Source organism: Rhizobium sp. AN6A (genome assembly GCF_900215635.1).
Classification (GTDB): Bacteria; Pseudomonadota; Alphaproteobacteria; order Rhizobiales; family Rhizobiaceae; genus Agrobacterium; species Agrobacterium tumefaciens.
In genome coordinates this window covers 2485414-2510908 of sequence record NZ_OCNC01000004.1, presented here as the reverse complement: position 1 = coordinate 2510908, position 25495 = coordinate 2485414, and the positions used below count along the sequence as shown (strand labels likewise).

24 protein-coding genes and 1 tRNA gene are annotated in these 25495 nt (G+C 58.7%); 22 read left to right on the top strand and 3 right to left on the bottom strand.

What is annotated here, in order from left to right; all coding sequences use genetic code 11:
• The first annotated feature begins 46 nt into the window (after positions 1-46).
• Positions 47-136: transfer RNA gene (locus CRO62_RS24940), tRNA-Ser, on the top strand.
• A gap of 135 nt (positions 137-271) precedes the next feature.
• Here the strand turns inward: CRO62_RS24940 and CRO62_RS24935 are convergent.
• The gene (locus tag CRO62_RS24935; protein ID WP_003515252.1) at positions 272-610 is read right to left on the bottom strand and encodes a hypothetical protein; all 339 of its coding nucleotides are present in this window, start codon (positions 608-610) and stop codon (positions 272-274) included.
• 319 nt (positions 611-929) lie between these two features.
• Here CRO62_RS24935 and CRO62_RS24930 point away from each other — a divergent pair, with 319 nt between their 5' ends.
• The 9 genes from CRO62_RS24930 to CRO62_RS24890 all read left to right on the top strand — a co-directional run bounded on the left by CRO62_RS24930 (position 930) and on the right by CRO62_RS24890 (position 11134).
• Positions 930-2018 (top strand): septal ring lytic transglycosylase RlpA family protein, encoded by a 1089-nt coding sequence (locus CRO62_RS24930; RefSeq protein ID WP_097103302.1) that lies wholly within the window; start codon positions 930-932, stop codon positions 2016-2018.
• Positions 2019-2094: 76 nt separating this feature from the next.
• Positions 2095-3267, top strand: coding sequence for a D-alanyl-D-alanine carboxypeptidase family protein (locus CRO62_RS24925; RefSeq protein ID WP_097102551.1), 1173 nt, complete (start codon positions 2095-2097; stop codon positions 3265-3267).
• Between the two features lie 137 nt (positions 3268-3404).
• Complete coding sequence (tmk, locus tag CRO62_RS24920) at positions 3405-4079, top strand: dTMP kinase (protein ID WP_097102549.1); 675 nt, start codon at positions 3405-3407, stop codon at positions 4077-4079.
• Positions 4072-5097 carry a DNA polymerase III subunit delta' gene (locus CRO62_RS24915; protein ID WP_097102547.1) on the top strand — a complete coding sequence of 342 codons (1026 nt, stop codon included), beginning with the start codon at positions 4072-4074 and terminating at the stop codon, positions 5095-5097. The genes tmk and CRO62_RS24915 overlap by 8 nt, the downstream gene beginning before the upstream one ends.
• A 104-nt stretch (positions 5098-5201) precedes the next feature.
• The gene (gene metG / locus CRO62_RS24910; protein ID WP_097102545.1) at positions 5202-6752 is read left to right on the top strand and encodes a methionine--tRNA ligase; all 1551 of its coding nucleotides are present in this window, start codon (positions 5202-5204) and stop codon (positions 6750-6752) included.
• Positions 6753-6763: 11 nt separating this feature from the next.
• Positions 6764-7546 carry a TatD family hydrolase gene (locus CRO62_RS24905; protein ID WP_097102543.1) on the top strand — a complete coding sequence of 261 codons (783 nt, stop codon included), beginning with the start codon at positions 6764-6766 and terminating at the stop codon, positions 7544-7546.
• A 2-nt stretch (positions 7547-7548) separates the two neighbouring features.
• Entirely contained in the window at positions 7549-8379 is an 831-nt protein-coding gene (locus CRO62_RS24900; RefSeq protein WP_097102540.1) for an MBL fold metallo-hydrolase, read from the top strand.
• 21 nt (positions 8380-8400) lie between these two features.
• Positions 8401-10182, top strand: a complete 1782-nt coding sequence (locus tag CRO62_RS24895) for a chloride channel protein (protein ID WP_097102538.1) — start codon at positions 8401-8403, stop codon at positions 10180-10182.
• A 178-nt stretch (positions 10183-10360) separates the two neighbouring features.
• Positions 10361-11134 (top strand): class I SAM-dependent methyltransferase, encoded by a 774-nt coding sequence (locus tag CRO62_RS24890; RefSeq protein WP_097102536.1) that lies wholly within the window; start codon positions 10361-10363, stop codon positions 11132-11134.
• Between the two features lie 59 nt (positions 11135-11193).
• Here the strand turns inward: CRO62_RS24890 and CRO62_RS24885 are convergent, their stop codons facing one another.
• Positions 11194-11574, bottom strand: coding sequence for an RDD family protein (locus CRO62_RS24885; RefSeq protein WP_097102534.1), 381 nt, complete (start codon positions 11572-11574; stop codon positions 11194-11196).
• Between the two features lie 118 nt (positions 11575-11692).
• On the opposite strand from CRO62_RS24885, the gene CRO62_RS24880 reads away from it, so the two are divergent.
• From CRO62_RS24880 to CRO62_RS24825, 12 genes are all read left to right on the top strand, one after another.
• A complete protein-coding gene (locus CRO62_RS24880) occupies positions 11693-12166 on the top strand; it encodes a ribonuclease H family protein (protein ID WP_097102532.1) in 474 nt (157 codons plus the stop codon).
• Positions 12167-12466: 300 nt separating this feature from the next.
• Positions 12467-13489, top strand: a complete 1023-nt coding sequence (locus tag CRO62_RS24875) for a substrate-binding domain-containing protein (RefSeq protein ID WP_003498934.1) — start codon at positions 12467-12469, stop codon at positions 13487-13489.
• Between the two features lie 119 nt (positions 13490-13608).
• Positions 13609-15102 carry a sugar ABC transporter ATP-binding protein gene (locus tag CRO62_RS24870; RefSeq protein WP_097102530.1) on the top strand — a complete coding sequence of 498 codons (1494 nt, stop codon included), beginning with the start codon at positions 13609-13611 and terminating at the stop codon, positions 15100-15102.
• On the top strand, positions 15099-16043 hold the full coding sequence (locus CRO62_RS24865) for an ABC transporter permease (RefSeq protein WP_097102527.1): 945 nt from the start codon (positions 15099-15101) through the stop codon (positions 16041-16043). Before CRO62_RS24870 ends, CRO62_RS24865 begins: the two co-directional genes overlap by 4 nt.
• Position 16044: 1 nt before the next feature.
• Positions 16045-17013, top strand: coding sequence for an ABC transporter permease (locus CRO62_RS24860; protein ID WP_097102525.1), 969 nt, complete (start codon positions 16045-16047; stop codon positions 17011-17013).
• A gap of 3 nt (positions 17014-17016) precedes the next feature.
• Positions 17017-18039, top strand: coding sequence for a LacI family DNA-binding transcriptional regulator (locus CRO62_RS24855; protein ID WP_097102523.1), 1023 nt, complete (start codon positions 17017-17019; stop codon positions 18037-18039).
• 53 nt (positions 18040-18092) lie between these two features.
• Complete coding sequence (locus CRO62_RS24850) at positions 18093-19142, top strand: sugar phosphate isomerase/epimerase family protein (protein WP_097102520.1); 1050 nt, start codon at positions 18093-18095, stop codon at positions 19140-19142.
• 11 nt (positions 19143-19153) lie between these two features.
• A complete protein-coding gene (locus tag CRO62_RS24845; protein WP_097102518.1) occupies positions 19154-20323 on the top strand; it encodes a Gfo/Idh/MocA family protein in 1170 nt (389 codons plus the stop codon).
• Between the two features lie 128 nt (positions 20324-20451).
• A complete protein-coding gene (locus CRO62_RS24840) occupies positions 20452-21306 on the top strand; it encodes a sugar phosphate isomerase/epimerase family protein (RefSeq protein ID WP_003515232.1) in 855 nt (284 codons plus the stop codon).
• A gap of 153 nt (positions 21307-21459) precedes the next feature.
• Positions 21460-23145, top strand: coding sequence for a GMC oxidoreductase (locus CRO62_RS24835; protein WP_097102516.1), 1686 nt, complete (start codon positions 21460-21462; stop codon positions 23143-23145).
• Positions 23145-23705, top strand: coding sequence for a gluconate 2-dehydrogenase subunit 3 family protein (locus CRO62_RS24830; RefSeq protein ID WP_097102513.1), 561 nt, complete (start codon positions 23145-23147; stop codon positions 23703-23705). Before CRO62_RS24835 ends, CRO62_RS24830 begins: the two co-directional genes overlap by 1 nt.
• A 68-nt stretch (positions 23706-23773) precedes the next feature.
• The gene (locus tag CRO62_RS24825) at positions 23774-24169 is read left to right on the top strand and encodes a c-type cytochrome (protein WP_097103300.1); all 396 of its coding nucleotides are present in this window, start codon (positions 23774-23776) and stop codon (positions 24167-24169) included.
• Positions 24170-24329: 160 nt separating this feature from the next.
• Here the strand turns inward: CRO62_RS24825 and CRO62_RS24820 are convergent, their stop codons facing one another.
• Positions 24330-25490 carry a glucoamylase family protein gene (locus CRO62_RS24820; protein ID WP_097102511.1) on the bottom strand — a complete coding sequence of 387 codons (1161 nt, stop codon included), beginning with the start codon at positions 25488-25490 and terminating at the stop codon, positions 24330-24332.
• Between the last annotated feature and the right edge of the window lie 5 nt (positions 25491-25495).

Here is a 25495-nt window from a genome sequence, read left to right as displayed (position 1 = left end):
TTTCGATGATGAGTTAATGGATATTATCTTTTAATATCAATTAGATGGATGGGTGTCCGAGTGGTTTAAGGAACCGGTCTTGAAAACCGGCGTGCGTGAGAGCGTACCGTGGGTTCGAATCCCACCCCATCTGCCATAAAATCCAAACAGACAGTTTGAAATCAACAGTACCGGCAGCGTTGGCGCCGTGGTATACTTTCAGCTTGGAAAATTTCTTATATCACCGAAATGAAGAAACCCGCCTGTCGGCGGGTTCCGTTTATTAATGTCATTAAAGTTCAGGACAGCCGCGTTCGTTCGCGAATGTGATGCGCTCCGGTCCTCGGCGGGTGAAGCCCTGGACGACGACGCGACCGGGGGTGACGCGCACGATTTCGGGGTCGCGCAGGCCTGCCTCGCGGGCGGCGGCGCGGGCTTCGCGTTCACCGCAACCACGCATGCGCGGAGGTCCCCGGCGGTCCATGTCGCGGTCGCGATCACGGATAACCGGGCGAACGCCGTCGGGGCCGATCCGCAGCTCCATGTCCTGCGCGCTTGCGTGAATAGGGGCGGCAATGGACACCAACGCTATGCCAAGTGCCAGGCCGGCGGTTTTTATTGACTTGATCATGTTCCCTCACTCAGCCGAAAACCGGCGGAAGCTCGTGTGTTTGCGAGGAGAAAACGCGGTCGGGCTTCGTTTGTTCCTTGAGCAGGAGACATCTCAAGACGGCGCGTCTACAGGCGCGTCGGGCTTCCCGTGCTGCGAAAAAGACATAAATCGTTAACCACGTTCGTTACAATTTTATCGAATTTGCAGAAGCCGTTCGCATTTTCGCCACGTTATGCACAAGATTAAGCGACTGTTAGGTGCTTCGATGGCAGGGGCATGCATCGAGGCAAATGAGGGTGCGGTTCTTCGAGCCTGCAAGCAGCGTGGGGCAGACGATTTGAAATCTACGGTCAAGAAACTCGGCATCAACGCCAGATCGGGCGTGAAGTGGCTTGCAATTTCCGTGCTTTGCGCCGCGACAGCCTCGTGTTCCACCACCTCTGAGACCAAACCGAAGCAGAAGCGCAGCAAGGAATATTTCTCCGAATCGGAATATGGCGTCAAAGCCAGCCCGCGTGTGGCCGATGGCCAGAATATTCCCAAGGGCGGCGGACGCGAGCTTCTCGGCAATGCCTATACCGTCAAGGGCCGACGTTATTTTCCGAAGGAAGAGCCGGGTTACAACAAGACCGGTCTTGCTTCCTGGTATGGTTCCGCCTTCCACGGCCGCCTGACGGCAAATGGCGAGGTCTATGACAAGGAACATCTTTCCGCTGCGCATCCGACATTTCCCCTGCCAAGCTATGCGCGCATCACCAATGTGGAAAACGGTGCGTCGGTTCTGGTGCGCGTCAACGATCGCGGACCCTTCCATGAAGGTCGCCTGATCGACGTTTCCAGCAAGACCGCAGATCTTCTCGACATGAAGGGCACTGGAACGGCGAATGTGCGGGTGCAATATGCAGGCCGTGCGCCGCTTGATGGGCATGACATGCCCTATCTGATGGCTTCCTATGTTCCGAAGGGCTCTCGTTCTCCGGGCGTTGCGCCGGAAGGGCAGATCGCGACCGGTGTGATGGTGGCTTCGGCTTCGCCGAATTTCGTGCCAGCCCCGACATCCAACCCGAATTACGGTGCTTCGACGCAGACGGCGCTGGTTGGTACCAAAAAGAACGCAGCGCTTCAGGCCATGCCGCTGGTCAACGGCCCCGCACCGGCCTTCGAACAATTTGCAATCCTACCGGAAATCGGTCCGTTCCTGGCGGAACGCCCGGAAGGCAATTTCACGCGTGAGCCGGCAGCACCTGGCGGCAACTATTTGCGCGTGCCAACGCCGTCTTCCAAATATGCAGCGGCTTATTCCGAGGAATCCTCTGCGGTTTCGAGAACCTCACGTGCGTTCGACAGCGTCCTCGTCGATCGCGGAGCGCTCAACGAGGATTCCATACTTGCCCATGTGAAGCGTCAGCAGGCGAAGACCCGCTGACGGGTTGAAGAGTTTAAGGCTGACTTGCGTTTTCGTCGCGAGCGGCGGGTTGCGGCAGGGAAAGCTGGGCGGTTTCATGCACAAGGCCATTCATCGTTCTTTTCTCCCGGTCGCGGCAGCGCTCGCATTTGCGTTTTTCGGTAACGGTCCGGCGCAAGCGCAAACGCAAGCAGCACCTTTCATCGCCAAGGCCGAACAGGCCTATATGATCGATGCCGAAACCGGCACGGTGCTGCTTTCCCAGAATGAAAATCAATCCTTTCCGCCCGCTTCGCTTGCCAAGCTGATGACTGTGGAGGTGATGCTGGATGCGCTGGCCAAAGGGCAGGTGACGCCCGAGACAGCTTATCCCGTTTCTGAATATGCCTGGCGCACGGGTGGTGCGCCGTCGCGGACCTCGACCATGTTTGCGGCGCTGAAATCTTCTGTCAGCGTCAACGATCTTCTGACGGGAATTATTGTGCAGAACGCCAATGACGGCTGCATCATTGTCGCCGAAGGCATGGCAGGATCCGACTCCGCTTTCGCCAAGCGCATGACGGTGAGAGCCGGCGAGCTCGGCATGAACCGCAGTGTCTTTGCCAATTCGACGGGTCTTCCCGATCCGGGCAACCAGACGACCGCGAAGGATATGGTGCTTCTCGCCCAGCATCTGCGCGATACCTATCCCGATCGCTATGGGCTTTTCACCAAGCCGGATTTCGAATGGAACCGGATTTTCCAGCGCAACAAGAACTCCCTGCTGGGTAACGGCATAGACGGTCTCGGGCTTGGTTTTGCGGAGGGCAGCGGTTTCGCAGCTGTCGTTTCGGCCGAGCGGGAAGGGCGCCGGGTCTATCTGGCGCTTGGCGGCATCGCCGACGACAAGACGCGGCAGGACGAAGCACGCCGGGTGGTTGACTGGGGGCTGACGGCCTTCGAAAAACGCCATCTTTTTGCAAAGGACGAAGCCGTCGGTTCGGTCAGCGTCTACGGTGGCGATGTCTCGCATGTAGACCTGTCGCCCCGGGAAGATGTCAGTGTGCTGGTACCGGTCAATAATCCCGAGCGTATTTCCGGACGGATCGTCTATCGCTGGCCGCTCAATGCACCGCTCGACACTGGTGCGAATGTCGGCACACTCAAGGTTTTTTCGGGTGAACGGCTATTGCGGGAAGTGCCGCTTTATACGAGAACGGCAGTCGGCAAGGGCACGTTGACCCAGAATGCAGCCGGGGCGCTCAAGGAATTGCTGCTGTTCTGGCTCTGATGCCTATCCCGCAAGCCGCAACTTTCCCTATGCTTTTGTTCAGACACCGGATTTTCTGAAAAGCGCTTCACACTTTTCGGTTCGATGCTGTAAACAGGCATTTCGATATTTCTGAGAATTCCTCACGGGACGTGACATTGGCCGAAAAGACCGGATTGTTCATCAGCTTCGAGGGCGGCGAAGGCGCCGGCAAGTCGACGCAGATTCGCACGCTTGCCGAGGCGCTTCGCGGCCGTGGTTTCGATGTGATCGTAACGCGTGAGCCGGGCGGTTCGCCGGGGGCGGAGGCCGTTCGCCATGTTCTGCTGTCTGGTGCTGCCGAATCCTTCGGCGTGCGCATGGAGGCAATCCTGTTTGCGGCAGCGCGCAACGACCATGTCGAGGAGGTCATTCGCCCGGCACTGGAACGTGGCGCAATCGTGCTTTGTGACCGGTTTCTTGATTCCTCACGTGTCTATCAGGGTACGACCGGCAATCTGGAGCCGGATTTCATCGAGACGCTGCAACGCGTTGCTATTGATGGCGTCGTGCCGGAACTGACGTTGATCTTCGATATCGCTGCCGAAAAGGGCCTTGCCCGGGCCAGAAAGCGTGCGGATGAGGGTGCCGCACCGGACCGTTTCGAAAAAGAGGAAATCGAGACTCACGAGAAGCGGCGCGAAGCCTATCTGGATATTGCGCTTGCCGAGCCGCGTCGTTGTCGGATCGTCAACGCCGATCAGCCGGAAGAAAAGGTGACGGAAGACGTCATGTCATTTGTCGAGCCTTTGCTCCAGCGGCTGGAGACTGCGGCGGGCACGGCGCATGAGTGAGGTTCAGGGCGTTCTCGACGGCGCAATTGCGCCGCAGCAGAACACGAAGCTTTTCGGCCATGGCGAAGCGGAGGCGTTTCTTGCGCAGTCCTATCGCTCCGGCAAGGGCCACCATGCGATCCTGATCGAAGGCCCTGAAGGCATTGGCAAGGCGACACTCGCCTTCCGTTTCGCCAACCATGTACTTACCCATCCCGATCCAGCCACAGCACCGGATTTCCTGGCCGACCCCGATACGGAATCGCTTGTCAGCCGGCAGATCACCTCCGGTGCGTCGCATAATCTGCTGCATCTGACCCGTCCGGCGGATGAAAAGACCGGCCGCGTGAAATCCGCCATCACGGTGGATGAGGTGCGGCGGGCAGGGCACTTCTTCTCGCAGACCTCGGGCACCGGCAATTGGCGTATCGTCATCATAGATCCGGCTGACGATCTAAACCGCAATGCCGCAAACGCCATTCTGAAAATACTGGAAGAGCCGCCAAAGCGGGCGATGTTCCTCGTTTTGTCGCATGCGCCGGGCAAATTGCTGCCGACCATCCGCTCGCGCTGCATGCCGCTCCGGCTGCTACCGCTTTCGGATACGGATATGGTGCAGTCGCTGGATCATCTCGGTATCAGCCCGGCTGGCGAAAAGCGGGACGCGCTGCTATCCGCCTCCAAGGGCAGCGTCGCGCAGGCGTTAAAACTGATGAATTACGGCGGCTCCGACATTGTTGAGGCGCTCTCCTCCGTCATGACGGCCGAAGGGCCCGGTGCACGCAAGCAGATGCACAAGCTTGCCGAAGTTCTGGCACAGAAGGACGGCGATATCGTTCTCGGCTTCTTCATGGAGCACGTGACGGAGGAGTTGATGGCGCGTGCAAGAGCGGCGGCGATGGCCGGTGATATCGCGGCGGCAGAGAAACATGCGCGCCTTTCGTCGACGCTTTCGGAACGCATTACCGTGGCGCAGGCCTATAATCTCGACAAGAAGCAGATGGTGCTTTCCATTCTGGAAGATGTTCGCGGCGTGTGAGACCCAAGAGATCGTACGGAACGTACGCTTTTGCTTTCGCTGTTGCGAACAATCGTTTAAGAGCGGTCTATCCAAAAAACAGCCTGTAAAGTCGATAGACCGTCATGACAGACAAGACACCCTTCTACATCACCACCGCGATCTCCTATCCTAACGGCAAGCCGCATATCGGCCATGCCTACGAGCTGATTGCGACGGATGCCATGGCACGCTTTCAGCGCCTGGATGGAATGGATGTTTTCTTCCTGACCGGCACCGACGAACACGGCCAGAAGATGCAGCAGACAGCGCGGGCGGAAGGCATTTCGCCGGAAGAGCTGGCGCAGCGCAATTCCGACCAGTTCCGCGAGATGGGCAAGCTGCTCAACGCCTCGAACGACGATTTCATCCGCACCACGGAAGAACGTCACCACGAGACCTCGCGCAATATCTGGAACCTGATGGCCGATAGCGGCGACATCTACAAGGACAGCTATGCCGGCTGGTATTCCGTGCGCGACGAGGCTTATTACGGCGAGGACGAGACGGAAGTGCGCGCCGACGGCGTTCGCTATGGGCCGCAGGGCACGCCCGTCGAATGGGTCGAGGAGGAGAGCTATTTCTTCAAGCTCTCGGAATATCAGGACAAGTTGCTGAAGCTCTACGAGGAGAACCCGGATTTCATCGGTCCCGCTGAGCGTCGCAACGAGATCATCTCCTTCGTCAAATCCGGCCTCAAGGACCTGTCGATTTCCCGCACGACATTCGACTGGGGCATCAAGGTTCCTGATGATCCGAAGCACGTCATGTATGTCTGGGTCGATGCGCTGACCAACTACATTACCGCCACGGGTTACATCGAGGACAAGAACGGTCCGCGCGCGAAATATTGGCCGGCCGACGTGCATATCATCGGCAAGGACATCATCCGCTTCCACGCGGTTTATTGGCCGGCTTTCCTGATGAGCGCCAAGCTGCCGCTGCCCAAGCGGGTCTATGCGCACGGCTTCCTGCTCAACAAGGGCGAGAAGATGTCTAAGTCGCTCGGCAACGTCGTCGATCCTGTCAATCTGGTCAGCCATTTCGGTCTCGATCAGGTCCGCTATTTCTTCATGCGCGAAGTCTCCTTCGGCCAGGACGGCAGCTATAGCGAAGAGGGCATCGCCACCCGCATCAACGCCGATCTTGCCAATGGCATCGGCAATCTGGCGAGCCGCTCGCTGTCGATGATCGTCAAGAATTGCGACGGACAGATTCCGACGCCCGGCCCGTTGACCGATGAAGACAAGGCGATGCTCGCCTCCGCCGACGGGCTGCTGGCACTCTGCCGTGAGGAGATGGGCAAACAGCTCATCCATCGCGCGCTTGCGGCCATCATCGCCGTCGTTTCGGAAACCGACCGCTATTTCGCGTCCCAGGAGCCGTGGGCTCTGAAGAAGACCGATCCGGAGCGCATGGGCACCGTGCTTTACGTGACGGCGGAAGTCGTCCGCCAGATCGGCATTCTGTTGCAGCCCTTCATGCCGGGATCCTGCGAGAAGCTGCTCGATCTCGTTGCCGCCCCTGCTGACAAACGGGATTTTGCCGCACTCGGCGAAGCCGGACGTCTGGTTCCGGGAAGGCCGCTTGAGGCACCGAAGCCGGTCTTCCCGCGTTACGTCGCACCGGAAGCGTGAAGGCGACGACCATGCTGATCGATACGCATTGCCATCTGGATTTTCCCGATTTCGAGGCTGAGCGCGACGATATCATCGCCCGCGCCCATGCGTCCGGCGTTGCCCAGATGGTGACGATCTCGACCCGGGTGCGCCGTCTGCCCGAGCTTCTGAAGATTGCGGAAAAATATCCGTCGGTTTTCTGCTCGGTCGGCACGCATCCGAACAATGCCGACGAAGAACTCGACATTTCGGCCGATGAGCTTGTGCGGCTTGCCGAGAGCCATGACAAGATCGTGGCGATCGGCGAGGCGGGGCTGGATTATTTCTACGACACGCAAAAGCCGGAAGACCAGAAGACCGGCCTCGTTCGCCACATCGAGGCGGCGCGGAGAACCAAGCTTCCGCTCGTCATCCACAGCCGCAGCGCCGATGACGACATGGCTGCGATTTTGCGTGAAGAAAGCGACAAGGGTGCTTTTCCCTTTATCCTGCACTGCTTTTCCGCAGGTCCTGATCTCGCTAAAAACGGCGTCGAACTTGGCGGTTACGTATCCTTTTCCGGCATTCTGACGTTCCCGAAATCGCAGGATATCCGCGATATTGCCGCCACCGTGCCGCTCAACCGTCTGCTGGTGGAAACGGATGCGCCTTATCTCGCGCCCAAGCGTTGGCGCGGCAAGCGCAATGAGCCTTCTTACGTGGTGAACACGGCGGAAGTGCTGGCCGAGGTGCATGGCATCTCGTTCGAGCGCATGGCCGAAATCACCACCGAGAATGCTTTCCGCTGCTTTTCGAAGATGACAAGGGTGTAGGCGTGGCAATCTACCGTCGCCGCTTTACGGTTCTCGGATGTGCGTCGTCTCCCGGCGTGCCGCGCATCAACGGCGACTGGGGCGCCTGCGATCCTGAAAACCCCAGGAATCGGCGTACTCGTGCGGCCTTCATGGTGGAGCAGATCGGACCTGATGGCGGTAAGACCACCGTCGTCATCGATACCGGCCCTGATTTTCGCGAGCAGATGATTGCCGCCAAAGTGGAGGCAGTCGATGCGGTTCTATACACTCATGCCCATGCCGACCATTTGCACGGTATTGACGATCTGCGCATCTATTTCGCCATTCAGCAGAGCCGCATTCCGATCTATGCCGATCCCGTCACCATGGCACGCATCTGGGATGGTTTTGCCTATTGCCTGGAAACGCCTCCGGGCAGCAATTATCCACCGATCGTCGAGCCGCGGATCATCGCCGATATCGACGCGACCCTGATCATCGACGGGGCAGGCGGGGCGATACCTTTCAACGTGCACATGCAGCAGCATGGCGACGTGCATTCGCTCGGCTTTCGTATTGGCGATGTTGCCTATTGCACCGATGTCAGCGATTTTCCGGCCGAAAGCGTGCCCAAGCTTTCGGGCCTTGACGTCCTCGTCATCGATGCGCTGCAGCACCGTTATCACCCAAGCCATCTCTCGCTGGAACAGGCGCTCGGCTGGATCGATAGATTTGCACCCAAAAGGGCGATCTTGACCCATATGCACATTCCGCTCGATTATGACACGGTGATGCGCGAAACGCCTGATCATGTTGAACCGGCTTACGACCAGATGCGTTTCGAAGTCGAACTCGAGATTGAAGCGCCCTAATACCGCCTGAAAAGGAACAGCATGTCGACCCGGCCTTTCCGTGCACCCAGTATGGCGAGCTTCTTCGACAATCTGCGCTCCAGTCGCCTGCGGGCGATGTTCCGGCGCGGCGAGCTGGGGCTGGTGGCTCTCGCTGTCCTCATCGGCATTGCGGCCGGCCTTCTGGTGGCGCTGATCGGCGGATTGAGTACGGTCCTGCATGTGCTGGTCTTCGGTGTCGAGCGGCTGAGCAGCAGTGAACTCTCCGGCTGGATCGTGCTTGCCGGGCCGGTCATTGGCGGCATCGTACTCGGCCTGATCCTCTTCATTCTTTCGAAAACCCGCAAAAAGCCGATGGTCGACCCCATCGAGGCAAATGCGCTGCATGGCGGCCGCCTGTCGCTGACGGACAGCATCATCGTCTGCGTGCAGAACATCATTTCAAACGGTTTCGGCGCATCTGTCGGGCTTGAGGCAGGCTATACGCAGATCGCCAGCGGTGTGGCCTCCAAGATCGGCATTAAGCTGAAGCTGAGACGAGGAGACATGCGTATCCTCGTCGGCTGTGGTGCTGCTGGTGCCATTGCCGCTGCCTTCAACGCGCCTCTGACCGGGGCATTCTATGCCATAGAACTCATCATCGGCACCTATACCGTCGTGACACTCGCGCCACTCATTGTCTCTGCGCTGGTGGCCAGCATCGTGGCAGGGCTTATCGGCGGGCATGGCCTGTCCATCGATATCTATGATGCCAGCCGTGTGACGCCGCCGGATTATGTACCAGCCATCTTCCTCGGCGTGGTGTGTGCGTTTATCGGCATCGTGCTGATGCAGACGGTCTCCCTTATCGAGGAAACGGCGCGCAAAAGTGCCATTCCCGGTTGGCTGCGTCCAACAATCGGTGGCGTAGCGGTGGGCGCACTTGCGCTGATTTCACCGCAGGTCCTGTCGAGCGGCCACGGTGCGCTCCATCTCAACATCGATGCCGATCTGACGATATACGGGCTGGCCGGGCTTTTCCTGCTGAAGGCTGCGGCGAGCGCGATTTCCATCGGCTCGAATTTCCGCGGCGGTCTGTTTTTTGCCTCGCTGTTCATGGGGTCGCTGGTCGGCAAGATTTTCGCACTCTGCGCACCCTATATCGGCTATGGCTCGACAGCACCCGTGGTCTACGCCGTGGTCGGCATGAGTGCTTTTGCCGCCGCCATTATCGGCGGTCCTCTGACGATGACGTTTCTGGCGCTGGAACTGACCGGAGACTTCCAGATCACGGCTTTGGTGCTGGCGGCCGTCATCACGACATCGCTCGTGGTACGCACCACCTTCGGTTACTCCTTCGCCACCTGGCGTTTTCACCTGCGGGGCGAAAGCATTCGCAGCGCCCACGATATTGGCTGGATCCGCGACCTGACGGTGGGCAAGATGATGCGCGCCGATATTCGCAAGGCCAATGTCAGCATGGGACTTCCGGCCTTCAAGGAGAAGTTTCCGCTCGGCTCGACGCAGCGGGTTATCATGACCCATGATGACGGGCGTTATGCCGGCATGGTCCTCGTGCCGGAAATCTACGCCGATCCTATGGATCGCGATCCCTCCAAGATCAGCCTCGAGACCTACCTGAATTACAAGAACGACGTGCTGCTGCCGGCGATGAACGCACGACAGGCGGCGGCAGCCTTCGATGCTACGGAAAGCGAAGCTCTGGTTGTCGTCAACGACAAGATCGAAAACCGACCCGTTGGCCTGCTGACGGAAAGCCATACGCTCAGGCGGTATAGCGAAGAGCTTGAGCAAAGGCGCCGGGAGGCGTCCGGTGAATTATAAATCACATCAGGAAACTGCACTTATATGTTGAAATAGATAGGTTTCTTATGATCTAAATCTTGGGGCGACAGACTTCTGATTTTCCAGTGATGTCGCATGGGCTAACTTGGCATCACATTGTGAATCAAGCTGTCATTCGCCGCAGCGGATACGATTTGAGTACTCAAAGGAATAGACCATGGATGGCGGCAACTTCGATCTCAAGGAGGAAATCCGCGATTATTGGTCGAAAAGATCGGAGACTTTCGATCTGGCCTTTGGACACAAGATAGCAGCCGGCGCCGAGGCCAATGCATGGCAGAAGCCGATCCGCGACCTGGTGGGACCTGAGCCGAAACGTATCCTTGAACTAGCCTGTGGCACCGGCGAGGTGACGCGGCTTATTCATGATCTCGGCCACGAGGTCACAGCACTCGACTTTTCAGAAGCGATGTTATCCGTGGCGCGCGCCAAGCATGCGGGAAAACCAAGGCTGCGTTTCGTGATGGCAGATGCCGAAAACACCATGGAGCCGGATGCGTCCTATGATGCGATCATTTGCAGGCATCTGGTCTGGACATTGACGCAGCCTGAGGAGACCTTCCGCGAGTGGTTCAGGCTGCTTCGTCCGGGCGGTCGGCTCCTGTTTTTCGATGGTGACTGGGCAACGCCAAAACCGGCAGGACGTCTCGCGAGCCTGTTGATCCGGCTCATCGATCTTTCGGTGGGGGCCGACAAGAATTACGATGGCGCTCAAAGCAGCCATCATGCCGCAATCATGAAGGCACTTCCGTTTGGGCAGGGGTTGCGCCCGCAGATGCTGACGCCGCTCCTGATCGCCGCCGGCTTTACCGGCATCGAACTGCACTCACATGCCCCGATTGCGAGAGCGCAGCGGGAAAATACCAACCTGCGCAACAGGCTGCGAACTTTCGTCTACCGTCGTTTCATCCTGACCTGCCGCCGTCCTTGAAACGGTAATGGGAAACGGGAAGGTGAGGGGGCCGAGAGTTAAATCACACAACCACGAACTCAGCTGCCCTTTACAATCGCACCACCCGAGAAATGGTCGCGGTACCAGGGCAGAAACCATATTGCGAGCGGGCCGAAGACCATGCGATAGAGCGCTTGCGTATAGGTCAGTCTTTCGCCGGTGCGCCGGACGACTTTTAATCGCATTAGCAGCTTTCCGGGGGTTGCCATGAAAGTGCTGCTTTCGAAGGCCGGGAAATAGCAAAACAACACGGATGCCAGCCATAAAAGCGTTACGCCCATCAGAGGTGTCGGCGGTTGCCCCGCTGGAGCGTCCATATATTCCGGTAGCCACTCTGCGGCGACGAATGTCGGTGCAAACGCCACACTGATGAGCAAGATGAGATCGACTATTCCTGCGATGATGCGTTTGAAGATCATGTTTCATCCCTGGACGTGAATCTGACTCGAATAAGATGATTGTACAAGCTATCTACAGAAAACACCCGAAAGCGCTGTCAGTCTTTCCAAGCGCCTTTGACGCAAGGAAACGAGCTCCATGACTGCTCCACTCGTCATCTACGCGGATGGTTCATACGACCCCGTTGCAGTATCGGGAAGCTGGGCATTCATCGTGTTTGAAACCGAGCGGCAGATCCATGTTGCGCGAGGAATGGAAATCGGACTTACGAACAATTCGTTTGAAGTCATGGCGGTCATGAATGCACTTTTATGGCTCGATGCACAGGCTCCAGGCCGGCCAGCCAAGCTCTGGACAGACTCCGCTCACGTGATGGAAGGTTGCCATCGCTGGCGCGACATCTGGCGTACCAACGGGTGGAAGCGCATCAATCCAGATTCGCGAAAACGCAAGCGACAGATACCAGATGGCGTTCTGTGGCAGAATGTGGATCGTTTGCTACTTCGCAATCCAAACGTCGAGATAGCGTGGTGCAAGGGACATTCCGGTATAGCCGGGAACGATCTCGCGGACGCTTTGGCCCGTACCAAGATGGTGGATGGGGGCAATTAGTCTGACGCCACCCGGTCTATAGACGCACGCCAGCAGCTTGTTCTTGTTGAGGTAGCGGAGCTTCAAGCTGTCCGCCCACGGACAAAATTGGGGCGCTGTCAGCCCTGCAATCCACGCCAATATGGTGCCGCTGTTCCTCCTTAAATTGCCATCCAATCTCTCCGCCAAGGGTTGCCAATCCATTGTGGCAACGGGTGCATAAAAAATCCCAGCTCGGTTGACTCATTTATGAAACCGGTTACATTCACGGATGTAAACGGTTTCATTGGTTAAAAACCGTGCTTGGAGGAGCAAATTTTCATGTTTAAACATTTGATGGCTGCTGCCGCTATGGTGCTGGCGGCGGGCACGTCCGTGCACGCTCAGGAACAGAGCTTCAAGATCGGTCTTTCCAATTCTTTCGTCGGCAGCGAATGGCGCACGCAGATGATCGAGGAAGCTCAGGCTGCCGCAAAGGCGTGGGGCGAAAAGGGCGTGAAGGTCGAAGTCGTCGTTCAGAGCGGCAATGTCGATGTGCAGGGGCAGATCGGCCATATCCGCAATTTCATGAACCAGGGCGTTGATGCGATCCTCATCAATCCCGGCAGCCCGACTGCCTTTGATCCGATCTTCGCTCAGGCGAAGGCGCGCAACATCCTCGTTATCGCAACCGACGCGGAAGTGTCTTCTAAGGACGCGATCTATGTCGGCATCGACCAGAAGGCCTGGGCGGCACAGTCCGCACAGTGGCTTGCGGATTCGCTGAAGGGCAAGGGAAGCGTCGTCGCGATCAACGGTATCGCCGGCAACCCCGCCAACGAAGCCCGCGTCGCCGGTTATCGCGAAGTGTTCAAGAAATATCCTGATATCAAGGTGCTGAACGAAGCCAATGCGAGCTGGGATCAGGCGCAGGGCCAGCAGGCGATGCAGAACCTTCTCGCCACCTATCCCGATATCAGCGGTGTGTGGGTGCAGGACGGCATGGCCGATGGCGCATGGCGCGCAATCGAAGCCGCCGGCAAGACCAAGGACATCGCCGCGACCGGTGAAATCCGCAAGGACTTCATGACGCGCTGGGAAAAGGAAAAGTTCAACTCCGGCGCCTCCGTCAATCCTCCGGGTGTCATGGCCAGCGCGCTCAACGTTGCCGTTCTGAAGCTGCAGGGCAAGGAATTCAAGGACGGCGTTTTCGGCGGTACCTATGGCAACGCCATCTATATTCCGATCCCCTTCGTCAGCAACGACAACCTCGCGGACAACATCAAGTCCGCCGAAGGCAAGCCGGGCTATTGGTCCGTCACGGCAACCGTGACGCCGGAACAGGCTGGCGAGTTCTTCAAGTAAGATCAGTCTCGGGCTGGCGGCAAACGCCGGCCCGAAACCTGAAATTCGAATGTGGACCGCGTATTGCGCGCGTCCGCCAGTGACGAAGCACAATGACAAGTACAATTCGGGGACATGCGATGGCGAACGCTCTGGAAGCGGCCGGCATACAGAAGAATTTTGGCGCCGTGCGTGCGCTTTCCGACGGCAGGCTGACCGTTGGTCGCGGTGAAATTCACGCGCTGCTGGGCGCCAATGGTTGCGGTAAGAGCACGCTTTGCAAGATCGTTGCGGGCGCTGTGGCTCCGACCAGCGGCACCATCCGGTTCAACGGCGAAGACGTGCGCTTCAAAAGCCCGCGTGACGCCGAAAATGCCGGTATTGCGCTGTTTTATCAGGAGCTAAGCCTCATTCCGCAGCTTTCCGTCGCTGACAACATTTTTCTCGGTCGAGAACCGAAGCGCGGCGTTTTTGTCGAGAGCAAGGGCCTGAAAGCCGAGGCGCGCAGGCTGATCGCGCTGTTTGACGGGGTTGCCGGGACAGGGCTGGAGCCGGATGCGATCGTCGGCAATCTGCCGCCCGATCAGCGCCAGCTCGTCGAAATCCTGAAAGTTTTCGCCCAGAATGCCAGCCTCATGATCATGGATGAGGCGACGGCGGCTCTCGATGGCCGCCAGTCCGAGCGTTTTTTTGAGATACTCAGAGCCAAGAAGGCGGACGGTGTCTCCACCATCATGATTTCCCACCGGCTCGATGAGGTTTTTGCTGTCTGCGACCGCATCACCGTCATGCGTAACGGTGCGACCATTTCGGAACTCGACACCGCCGCTACCACCCGCGAGGCCGTGGTGCACGACATGGTCGGCGACGTCCGCGCCGCGCCTGCCCGCCAGCAGGGACGCGCAGGTGCAGCACCCAGCCTGAAGGTGACGGACGTTGCGGGCGAGGGTGTTCGCGGTGTCAGTCTGCAAGCCTATCCGGGTGAAATCGTCGGTTTGGCGGGATTGCAGGGGCAGGGCCAGTCGGCTTTGCTGAAGGGTCTGTTCGGCGCAAGCCCCTTTGCCGCCGGGCAAATCCAGTTCGAGGGCCGTGAGGTTGTTATCGGCAAGCCTTCGCAGGCGGTTCATAACGGTTTTGCCTATGTATCGGGCGACCGAGGGCGTGATGCCTCGCTTCAGGGCCGGTCGATCTTCGAAAATCTTGTTGCAGCTCTGATGGTGCGCGAAAAGATGAGACTGGTCCGGCCCGCGACACTGAAGCCGCGTGTGCAGAAGGTCGCGGACGACATGAAGACGAAGTTTGCCGGCATGGATATGCCTATCGGCACGCTCTCAGGCGGCAACCAGCAGAAAATCTTCATTTCCCGCTGGCTTGCCACCGCGCCGAAACTGCTGCTGCTCGACGATCCGACCAAGGGCATCGATCTTGGCGCCAAGGCCGATCTCTTCGCGCTGATGCGCCAGCAGGCTGACGCGGGCGCGACTATTCTTCTCTATTCCTCGGAAGATGCGGAAATCCTCGAATATGCCGACCGCATTCTCGTGTTCAACGGCGGACGCATTTCTGCGGAGCTGACCGGAGCCGACATGACATCCGTCAACATGACACGCGCCGCCTATGGAGACGCCGCATGAATTCCCTCGGTTTTATGCGCAAGCAACCCTGGATCATAACTCTCGTGGTTCTGGCCGTTCTCATCGGCGTCAACACATTTCTGCAGCCTTCCTTCGTGCAGCCGGCCGTATTGCAGTCGAACCTGACGACGTTTCTTCCCCTGATCCTGGTCGCCATCGGTCAGACCTATGTCATTCTGGCGGGGGATATAGATCTGTCGGTCGGAAGCATCGTAGCGCTCGCCAATGTCGTTACCGTCAGCGTCATCGCTGCACTTGGCGGAACGGCGGGTGCCGTCATTGCGGGCATGGGAGCGGGAGTTGCGGTCGGACTGATCTGTGGGCTGGTCAACGGCCTGTTCATATCCGGCCTGCGTTTCCAGCCCATCGTCACCACCTTCGCGACGGGCATCATCTTTGCCGGTCTGGCGATCTGGGTTCTGCCGCAGGCCGGTCTTCCCGTGCCGGAAGCCTATTGGCAGACCTATTCCGGCAGCTTCATCGGCTTGCCTTTCGTGCTATGGGTGCTGCTGGCTGGCATTGCCTTTACGCTCGTTGTGTCGCGCATTCCGTTTCACGTGCATTTGTTGGCCGTGGGCGGCAATCGCACGGGCGCTTTCCAGACGGGCTTGCGCCTCTCCGGCATTCGCATTGGCGCCTACATGATTTCCGGTCTGTTTTCGGCGCTCGCAGCGCTGTGCCTGACGGGCGAGACCGCCTCCGGCGACCCCTTGCTCGGTGCAAGCCTGGCGCTCTCCTCCATTTCGGCGGTCGTTCTTGGCGGCACCGCACTTTCCGGCGGGTTCGGCAGCTCGACAGGATCGATCGCCGGCGCGCTGGTGCTGGGCATGATCGGCAATGTGATTTTCTTTGCGGGCTTGCCCTTCGAGTACCAGACATTGGTACAGGGGTTGATCGTGCTGACGGCACTTGCCGGCGGCGTTCTGGTGACGAGGCGTTGAGATGACAAATCCCGGTTTGAAAATCAAATCCATCATCACCGATCCCCTGACCATTGCGATTGGCGCGTCAGTCTTCCTGCTGCTTGTCGGCGAACTGTTGTCGCCCGGCTTCGCACAGGGGTCGCAGATCGTGCGGCTGCTGACGATCGCCGCTATTCTCGGTATCGTCGCGGCGGGCCAAAATCTTGTGATTCTCGGCGGACGCGAAGGCATCGATCTGTCCGTCGGCGCGATGATCTCGCTCGGCGCTGTCCTTGCCGGCAACATGATGAACGGCCAGAATGCGGGCATACCGCTTGCCATTCTTGTCGCAGGTGGCATTCCCTTCCTAATCGGCCTCATCAATGGCCTCGGCATCACCTTCGTGCGCATTCCGCCGCTGGTCATGACACTCGGCATGACGGCGGTCATCCAGGGCGGGCTGGTGGTCTATTCGCAGGGCGTTCCATCAGGTGCGGCGGCGCCCCTCCTGGCAGGTTTCATCAACCGGCCGCTTGTTTTCGGCATTCCCGGCGTCCTCTTCGTCTGGCTTGGCATTGCCGCGATCATGCTGTTCGTGCTGCGCCGCACGGCCTTCGGCTTCTCCATTTACGCCATCGGCTCCAACGAGCGGGCGGCGACGCTGGTCGGATTGCCCGTGTCTTTGATCCGCACGCTGCTTTACGGCCTGTCCGGCCTGTTTGCCGGTCTGACCGGGGTCTGCGTGATCGGCTACACCGGTACCTCCTTCATTTCTGTCGGCGACCAATATGTCCTTCCATCGATCATCGCTGTTGTCATCGGCGGCACTTCGCTTGCGGGTGGTGCGGGCGGATATATCGGAACCATGGCCGGGGCAGTTGCGCTCACCATTCTGCAAAGCGTACTGATAACGCTCAACCTCGATGTATGGGCCCGGCAGATCATATTCGGTGTCACGCTACTTGCGCTGATGCTGCTTTATGGCCGCCAAAAGCAGTTGCGTGTGTGACAGATGAGCAAAGACCAAGGTTCGAATATCAGGGAAGTTGCAGCTCTCGCGGGCGTTTCGATCGCGACCGTGTCACGGGCGCTGCAACAACCCGACAAAGTCCGCCCGGAAACAAGGAAGAAGGTTTTCGATGCCGTCAGGCAGGCGAACTTTGTTCCCAACGCCCAGGCCGCAAGCTTCAGGCGTCAATCCAACAACACTGTCATTCTTCTCGTTCGCGATATCGGCAACCCCTTTTATCTCGAGATCTACAAGGGCGTGGAGGAAGCGGCGGGGGAGGCGGGCTTCAAAGTGCTCATGGGCGACGCCCGTAACGACGAAAACCGCGTGGCGACACATATAGACATGGTCAGGCAGAAACATGCCGACGGCCTCATCCTGATGACCGGCCAGTTTCCTTCAGAGCTTCTCGATCAGGGTGACGCGCTGCCGCCGATCGTCATCGCTTCGGAAACCGTGCCAGGCATCGCGCTGCCCACCGTCAAGGTGGACAACCGCGCCGCGTCCAAAAACGCCGTGCATCATCTGATCGAAGCAGGGCACACGAAGATCGCGCATCTCGCCGGACCTTTTCCGGAGAGTCTGGCACAGGAGCGTTTCGAGGGCTACCGCGACGCGCTTGAAGAAGCGGGTATCGGTTACGCGGATGAACTCGTCGTGACAGGCGATTACAGCATCGAAGCCGGTAGACAGGCGATTGCCGGACTTCTCGAAAATGGGATTTCCTTCACCGCCATCTTCGCATCGAGCGACCAGATGGCGATTGGCGCAATCAGCGAGCTGCGCGGGCGCGGGCTGTCGGTGCCGGCCGATGTCTCGGTCATTGGCTTCGACGATATCATTTTCGCCAATGCCTTCGAACCACCGCTGACGACAGTGCGCCAGCCCCGGCAGGAAATGGGCCGCAAAGCCATGGCGCTGATGGTCGACCGGCTAAATGGCAAACGCACGGCCGAAACCATCGTGCTGGATACGGAACTGGTGGTACGCGGCTCGGTCGCGCCCCGCCGTTCGCCGCACCGGTAGCGGCGACGCCAGAATTGTGAATGCCGAACTGTGAATGCAAGGAGTGTACGGACATGAAGACGATCAAAGGCCCCGCGATTTTCCTCGCGCAATTTGTCGGGGACAAGGCACCCTTCGACACGCTCGACAATCTCGGCCAATGGGCGGCTTCCCTCGGTTACAAGGGCATTCAGGTGCCGACCGATCCGAAACTCTTCGATCTTGAAAAGGCTGCGGCTTCCAAAACCTATTGCGACGATATCAAGGGCCGTCTGGCCGAGACAGGCATCGAGATCACCGAGCTTTCGACTCATATTCAAGGGCAGCTCGTCGCCGTTCATCCCGCCTATGACGAGATGTTCGACGGTTTTGCGCCCGCCGAACTGCGCGGCAAACCGCAGGCGCGTCAGGAATGGGCGGTCAACCAGCTGAAGTGCGCGGCGAAAGCGTCGCAGCATCTGGGCCTCAAGAGCCATGCGAGTTTTTCCGGCGCGCTGGCGTGGCCTTTCGTTTATCCCTGGCCGCAGCGCCCCGCAGGTCTTGTCGAAATGGCCTTTGCTGAACTCGGAAAGCGCTGGACGCCCATTCTCGATACATTCGAGGAGAATGGCGTCGATCTCTGCTACGAGCTGCATCCTGGCGAAGACCTGCATGACGGCATTACCTTCGAGCGTTTTCTGGAGGCGACCGGCAATCATTCGCGCGCCAACATCCTTTATGATCCCTCGCATTTCGTGCTTCAGGCGATGGATTATCTTGATTTCATCGATATCTACCACGAGCGCATCCGGGCCTTTCACGTCAAAGATGCCGAGTTCAATCCCACCGGTCGTTCCGGCGTCTATGGCGGTTATCAAGGCTGGGTCGACCGGCCGGGGCGTTTCCGTTCGCTCGGCGACGGGCATGTCGATTTCGGCGCGGTGTTTTCCAAACTCACCCAATACGACTTCGAAGGATGGGCGGTGCTGGAGTGGGAATGCGCATTGAAACACCCGGAAGACGGGGCGCGTGAAGGTGCCGGCTTCATTGAAAATCACATCATCCGCGTGACCGAGCGGGCTTTCGACGATTTCGCCAAAAGCGGCGTCGATGATGCCGCTAACCGTCGCCTTCTCGGGCTTTGAAAGGGATAGACATGTCCTCCGCAACAGCAAGATTTAATAGCCGCCGCATTCGTCTCGGCATGGTGGGTGGTGGTCAGGGTGCCTTTATCGGCGCGGTGCATCGTATCGCCGCGCGGCTCGACGACCGTTACGAATTGGTCGCCGGTGCGCTTTCCTCCGACCCGGCACGCGCCAGTGCTTCGGCAACCCTGCTCGGCATTGCGCCCGAGCGGTCCTACGCTTCGTTTGAGGAGATGGCGTCGGCCGAGGCCGGTCGTGAAGACGGTATCGAGGCGGTTGCCATCGTCACCCCCAACCACCTGCATTTCGCCCCGTCCAAGGTCTTTCTCGAATCTGGCATCCACGTTATCTGCGACAAGCCCGTCACAGCGACGCTGGAGGAGGCGAAGGAGCTGGCGACGATCGTCAGGGCATCCGACAGGCTGTTCATCCTCACGCATAATTACACCGGCTATGCCATGTTGCGGCAGATGCGGGAGATGGTGGCCAACGGCGCCATCGGCAAGCTGCGCCATGTCCAGGCCGAATATGCGCAGGACTGGCTGACCGAAGCGGTCGAAAAGACCGGCGCAAAGGGAGCGGAGTGGCGCACCGATCCGAGCCGCTCTGGCGCGGGCGGGGCAATCGGCGACATCGGCACCCATGCCTTCAACGCCGCCGCCTTCGTGACCGGTGAAATTCCCGCGAGCCTCTACGCCGATCTCACGTCCTTCGTTCCGGGCAGGCAGCTGGATGACAGCGCCAATATCCTGCTGCGTTACGAAAGCGGCGCGAAGGGCATGCTCTGGGCAAGCCAGATCGCTGTCGGCAATGAAAACGCCCTGTCGCTCAGGGTCTATGGCGATAAGGGCGGCCTTGAATGGCACCACCGCGTGCCGGACGAGCTGTGGTTCACACCTTACGGCGAGTCCAAGCGGCTGATTACGCGCAATGGCGCGGGCGCAGGTTCTGCCGCCAACCGCGTCAGCCGCGTGCCATCAGGGCATCCGGAGGGATATCTCGAGGGTTTTGCGACGATCTACCGTGAGGCCGCAGACGCAATCATCGCAAAAAGGGAGGAAAAAGCAGCCGCCGGGGATGTGGTTTATCCCGGCATAGAGGACGGCCTTGCGGGTCTCGCATTCATCGATGCGGCCGTGCGGTCCAGCCTGACCTCGTCCTGGGTAGAGATCGACATCTAGATCACTGGATATCGGGGACTGACGACGCAGGGCATCGGAGGTTGTGCCCAGCATTACCCGACTAATTGTTTGGAAGAGCACGGGCAGGCGTGTCGTCATATTGATCAAACGGAAAGGGAGTTACGCGTTTGAAAACGTTCAAGTCAAAATTCGCAAAGATGGCATTCGTCGTCGGACTGGCGGCCGGTATCGCAAATCCGGTTTTTGCCGATGACAGCAAGACGCTGCCGATTGCCGCGCAGATGTACACACTGCGCAACGCCGGAACGCTTGAGGAGCAGCTTGCCATCCTCAACCGCGCGGGCGTTTCCGCCGTGGAAACGGTGGATATGCAGAAAGTCAGCGCCAGCGAGCTGAACGCGCTTCTGGAAAAGCACAAGATCAAGGTCATTTCCTCGCATGTGCCGATCGACAAGCTTCGCGGCAATCTCGACGAGGTCATCACCGAGCAGAAGGCTGTCGGCAATCCGGTCGTGACCGTGCCGTTCCTCAAGCCCGAAGACCGCCCTAAGGACGCCGCAGGCTGGACAGCCTTTGGCAAGGAACTTGGCGGATATGCCGACAAGCTTTCCGCGGCTGGCCTCTCCATGGCCTATCACAACCATGATTTTGAAATGGTCAAGTTTGACGGCAAGACGGCGCTTGAACTGCTGCTCGATGCCGCAGGCCCGAAACTGCAGAGCGAACTCGATGTCGCCTGGGTGGCGCGCAGCGGCAATGATCCGGCTGAGTTCCTCGGCACTCTGAACGGCCGGGTTTTTGCAATCCACGCCAAGGACAATGCACCGGCCGGCACGGCCGAAAACGAGCGCGGCTTTGCAACGATTGGCACCGGCGTTCTCGACTGGAAGACGATCCTGCCGGCGGCCAAACATGCCGGCGCACAATGGTTCATCCTTGAACACGACCTTCCGCTCGATGCCGAAGCGGTTGTGACCAAGGGCAACGCGTTCCTGAGCGAGCGCCTGCCGACCATTCAGTAAACACTGCCAGTAAAACCAGAACCGCACCCCGGCGGCCGGTTTCGCCGGGGCGCATAAGGTTCGACAGACGCATGATGAAGTTTCCGCCGCGTTGCGACGGGGAGGGCATTGTCTCGTCGACTTTTTACCCAAGTACCAATCGGAGGAGTTATCATGGCGGACAATCATTATGATGCGATTGTTGTCGGTTCAGGCATAAGTGGAGGCTGGGCCGCAAAGGAACTCACGGAAAAAGGCCTGAAGGTCCTGCTGCTGGAGCGCGGCAGAAACATCGAGCACATTACCGACTATCAGAATGCCGACAAGGAAGCCTGGGACTATCCCCATCGCAACCGCGCCACGCAGGAGATGAAGGCGAAATATCCGGTTCTCAGCCGCGACTATCTGCTGGAAGAGGCCACGCTTGGTATGTGGGCCGACGAGCAGGAAACGCCCTATGTCGAAGAAAAGCGTTTCGACTGGTTCCGTGGTTATCACGTCGGCGGCCGTTCGCTGCTGTGGGGACGCCAGACCTACCGCTGGTCGCAGACCGATTTCGAGGCCAACGCCAAAGAAGGGATCGCCGTTGACTGGCCGATCCGCTATCAGGACATTGCTCCCTGGTATGATTATGTCGAGCGTTTCGCCGGCATTTCCGGCAGCCGCGAGGGGCTGGACATTCTCCCTGATGGTGAATTCCTGCCGCCTATTCCGCTGAATTGCGTTGAAGAGGATGTGGCCCGCCGGTTGAAAACTGCCTTTAAAGGCACGCGCCACCTCATCAATTCGCGCTGTGCCAACATCACCCAGGAACTTCCCGATCAGGAGCGCACGCGCTGCCAGTTCCGCAACAAGTGCCGGTTGGGCTGTCCTTTCGGCGGCTATTTCAGCACGCAGTCATCGACCCTGCCGGCGGCAGTCGCCACCGGAAATCTTACGCTCCGGCCTTTCTCCATCGTCAAGGAAATCCTTTACGACAAGGACAAGAAGAAAGCTCGCGGTGTAGAGATCATCGATGCCGAAACGAACCTGACCTATGAATACACCGCCGATGTGATCTTCCTCAACGCTTCGACGCTCAACTCGACCTGGGTTCTGATGAACTCGGCCACCGACGTGTGGGAGGGAGGGCTCGGCAGCAGCTCGGGCGAACTCGGCCACAATGTGATGGACCACCATTTCCGCATGGGCGCCACCGGCCAGGTGGAAGGTTTCGAAGAGTTCTATTTCAAGGGCCGCCGCCCTGCGGGATTCTATATTCCCCGTTTCCGCAACACCGGCGACGACAAGCGGAACTATCTGCGCGGTTTCGGCTATCAGGGATCCGCCAGCCGTTCGCGCTGGGAGCGGGAAATCGCCGAACTCAACATCGGAGCCGACTACAAGGAAGCGCTGACCCAACCGGGCGCCTGGACTATCGGCATGACTGCCTTCGGTGAAATGCTGCCTTATCACGAGAACCGCGTGAAGCTGGACCACGACAAGAAGGACAAATGGGGCCTGCCGGTCCTGTCGATGAATGTCGAGATGAAGCAGAACGAACTCGATATGCGCGAAGACATGGTCAATGACGCGGTCGAGATGTTCGAAGCGGTTGGCATCAAGAACGTCAAACCGTCGAGGGGCAGCTATGCGCCAGGCATGGGCATCCATGAAATGGGTACGGCCCGCATGGGACGCGACCCCAAAACTTCCGTGCTTAATGGCAACAACCAGGTCTGGGATGCGCCGAACGTCTTTGTCACTGACGGTGCCTGCATGACTTCGGCCTCCTGCGTCAACCCGTCGCTCACCTACATGGCGCTGACGGCGCGTGCCGCCGAATTTGCCGTTTCCGAACGCAAGAAGGGGAACCTGTGATGAACAGACGTGAACTGCTGAAACTGATAGCCATTGCCTCCGGTCTTCCGTTGATCGGCGCTGACGTGGTCACTGCGGCGGAAAACGCCGCCAAGCCCGCCGGTGATGCCCACGTGTTCAGCCCGGAGGAAATCCGGCTTCTGGACGAGGTGGCTGAAACGATCATCCCTCGCACATCCACCCCGGGTGCGAAGGACGCTGCCGTTGGTGCATTCATGGCAGTCTATGCGGCTGATTGTTATACCGGCGAGCAGCGGAAACTCTTCCTCTCCGCGATGGCTGACATCGAAAACCGCAGCCGGACGGAATACAAGAAGGCGTTTCTGGAGCTGACGTCGCAGGAGCGGCAGACGCTGATTTCTGCGCTGGACAAACAGGCCCGGGCGGAACAGACGCCGACCGCACCGCATCCCTTCACACTCGTCAAGCAGCTGACGCTGCTCGGTTTCTTCACCTCCAAGATCGGCGCCACCGAGGTTCTCGTTTACGACGAGATCCCCGGCGGCTTTGAGACCTGCGTTCCCTACAAGAAGGGTACGCCCGCCTGGGGCACGACCTGAATTGAGAACCAGCCGCCCGCCTGCATTTGCAGGCGGGCGCGTTCATACGGCAGAACAAGGATGACACGATGCGCAAGAGAATGATCATCACGGCGGCAATGCTGGCAGCAAGCGCCATTCCCGCTTTTTCAGAGGGCGATGTTGCCAAGGGGGAGGCGGCCTTCAAGCGCTGTTCCGCCTGTCACGCCATCGGCGCGGGTGCGAAAAACAAGGTCGGCCCGCAGCTTAACGGGATCATCGGCCGTACTGCGGGCGGCGATCCGGACTATAATTACTCGAATGCGATGAAAAAAGCAGGCGGGGAAGGGCTGGTGTGGACACCGCAAGAACTGCGAGACTTTCTCAGCGCTCCCAAGAAGAAATTCCCCGGAAACAAGATGGCCTTGGCGGGCATCAGCAAACCCGAGGAACTGGATAATCTTATCGCCTATATCGAAAGCGCGTCTTCGAAACCAGCCGAATGACAGCACGCCGTTTATCGAACATCAAAACTCCCGTAGTTTTGAGACGATGACCACGAATTTACCCTAGCATATCCTGCGCGCCGAAGGCCTTGCCAACGAATTACCAAGGCCTTCCGGCGTTGTCTTCGAGAATGCATTTGCGGTGCTCAAACACCGGTTCTCAGGGGTCGGTCCGTCCTTCCTGCAGGCTCGACTTTTCGAAAGACCTGTCCTGATGGAAGCCCAGTTGGGCCAAGCCGTTTTTCACCTCGGGTGCGTTCATGAATAAATCCCAGATCAGGCCGCTGCGATAGTTTTCCATCATCGCAACAACAGGACCTTGATTGATGGCAAGATGGGTTCCGGACACCCAGCCGGTTGAGGGCTGGAATGAATCCATGAGGCCAAAGCGGCCGATGAGTGCGCCATCGTTCCATTGCAGAAAATGCAAAGCCGCCTCGCGTGAACGATGAGAAAAGAAGGGCATGCTCGAGAGGGCTGCCGTTGTCGCAATGATGCCGTCATCTTCGGTCGGAGAATTTACGACATAGCCCTTTGGCCCATCACACGCAGACAGACCCCACCCGGCCTCACTTGGGTAGCGCGTGCGGCAGTAGCGGTAATTGATCATGCAATGCGCGTGAACCTGCTCCAGATAGTCGTGACAATAAACATCGCCGAGACCGCGCGGATCGAGTGTGCAGAAGGAATAGTGCGACAGGAAAAGCGGTCCTCCATACGGCTGGCCAAGCGGCAGCCGAACACCGAGATACATCGATCCGTTCCGGATTTCGCCATCGCTTGCCCATCCGGAATGATAAGACTCGGCGCTGATTGCATGCGTCGTTGAACCTGCCGCGAGCACATAACAGACGAGGGCCTCGTTCCAGCCCACAATCGGCAAGTTTTTCGCCCATGCATACCGACGGCTCCAATGCCAGAACAGCGGCCCGGGTTTTCCCCTGGTAAACCAGCCCCATTCCACCGTCTCGACGATTTGATTTATGGACCGGCGTAAATCGATTTCGGAGGATGTCTGCGCGCCAAAAAACTCTCTGACGCAGATCAGCGCCTGAACCAGAAGAGCGGTTTCAACGAGATCTCCGCCGTCGTCGAATTTCGCGAAAGGTATCGTTCTTCCGCTGGACGCATCGATGAAGTGAGGGAAGGCGCCATGAAAACGCTTCACCGTCGCCAGCGATTTCAACATCCGGCTCGCCCGGGCGATGGCTTCCTGTTCGGTTATCCAAGAACGGCCGACACCAACAATGAGCGAAAGAAAACCAAACCCGATCCCCGAGACGGACGCGATCTCATGGATCGAATGACCATCGGATCGCATACGAT

Excerpts from the sequence above, each read along its gene's own strand:
- CRO62_RS24935 (WP_003515252.1), bottom strand. The coding sequence starts at position 610 with ATGATCAAGTCAATAAAAACCGCCGGCCTGGCACTTGGCATAGCGTTG.
- CRO62_RS24925 (WP_097102551.1), top strand. The coding sequence starts at position 2,095 with ATGCACAAGGCCATTCATCGTTCTTTTCTCCCGGTCGCGGCAGCGCTC.
- CRO62_RS24915 (WP_097102547.1), top strand. The coding sequence starts at position 4,072 with ATGAGTGAGGTTCAGGGCGTTCTCGACGGCGCAATTGCGCCGCAGCAG.
- metG (WP_097102545.1), top strand. The coding sequence starts at position 5,202 with ATGACAGACAAGACACCCTTCTACATCACCACCGCGATCTCCTATCCT.
- CRO62_RS24905 (WP_097102543.1), top strand. The coding sequence starts at position 6,764 with ATGCTGATCGATACGCATTGCCATCTGGATTTTCCCGATTTCGAGGCT.
- CRO62_RS24895 (WP_097102538.1), top strand. The coding sequence starts at position 8,401 with ATGTCGACCCGGCCTTTCCGTGCACCCAGTATGGCGAGCTTCTTCGAC.
- CRO62_RS24890 (WP_097102536.1), top strand. The coding sequence starts at position 10,361 with ATGGATGGCGGCAACTTCGATCTCAAGGAGGAAATCCGCGATTATTGG.
- CRO62_RS24885 (WP_097102534.1), bottom strand. The coding sequence starts at position 11,574 with ATGATCTTCAAACGCATCATCGCAGGAATAGTCGATCTCATCTTGCTC.
- CRO62_RS24880 (WP_097102532.1), top strand. The coding sequence starts at position 11,693 with ATGACTGCTCCACTCGTCATCTACGCGGATGGTTCATACGACCCCGTT.
- CRO62_RS24875 (WP_003498934.1), top strand. The coding sequence starts at position 12,467 with ATGTTTAAACATTTGATGGCTGCTGCCGCTATGGTGCTGGCGGCGGGC.
- CRO62_RS24870 (WP_097102530.1), top strand. The coding sequence starts at position 13,609 with ATGGCGAACGCTCTGGAAGCGGCCGGCATACAGAAGAATTTTGGCGCC.
- CRO62_RS24865 (WP_097102527.1), top strand. The coding sequence starts at position 15,099 with ATGAATTCCCTCGGTTTTATGCGCAAGCAACCCTGGATCATAACTCTC.
- CRO62_RS24860 (WP_097102525.1), top strand. The coding sequence starts at position 16,045 with ATGACAAATCCCGGTTTGAAAATCAAATCCATCATCACCGATCCCCTG.
- CRO62_RS24855 (WP_097102523.1), top strand. The coding sequence starts at position 17,017 with ATGAGCAAAGACCAAGGTTCGAATATCAGGGAAGTTGCAGCTCTCGCG.
- CRO62_RS24850 (WP_097102520.1), top strand. The coding sequence starts at position 18,093 with ATGAAGACGATCAAAGGCCCCGCGATTTTCCTCGCGCAATTTGTCGGG.
- CRO62_RS24845 (WP_097102518.1), top strand. The coding sequence starts at position 19,154 with ATGTCCTCCGCAACAGCAAGATTTAATAGCCGCCGCATTCGTCTCGGC.
- CRO62_RS24835 (WP_097102516.1), top strand. The coding sequence starts at position 21,460 with ATGGCGGACAATCATTATGATGCGATTGTTGTCGGTTCAGGCATAAGT.
- CRO62_RS24830 (WP_097102513.1), top strand. The coding sequence starts at position 23,145 with ATGAACAGACGTGAACTGCTGAAACTGATAGCCATTGCCTCCGGTCTT.
- CRO62_RS24825 (WP_097103300.1), top strand. The coding sequence starts at position 23,774 with ATGCGCAAGAGAATGATCATCACGGCGGCAATGCTGGCAGCAAGCGCC.
- CRO62_RS24820 (WP_097102511.1), bottom strand. The coding sequence starts at position 25,490 with ATGCGATCCGATGGTCATTCGATCCATGAGATCGCGTCCGTCTCGGGG.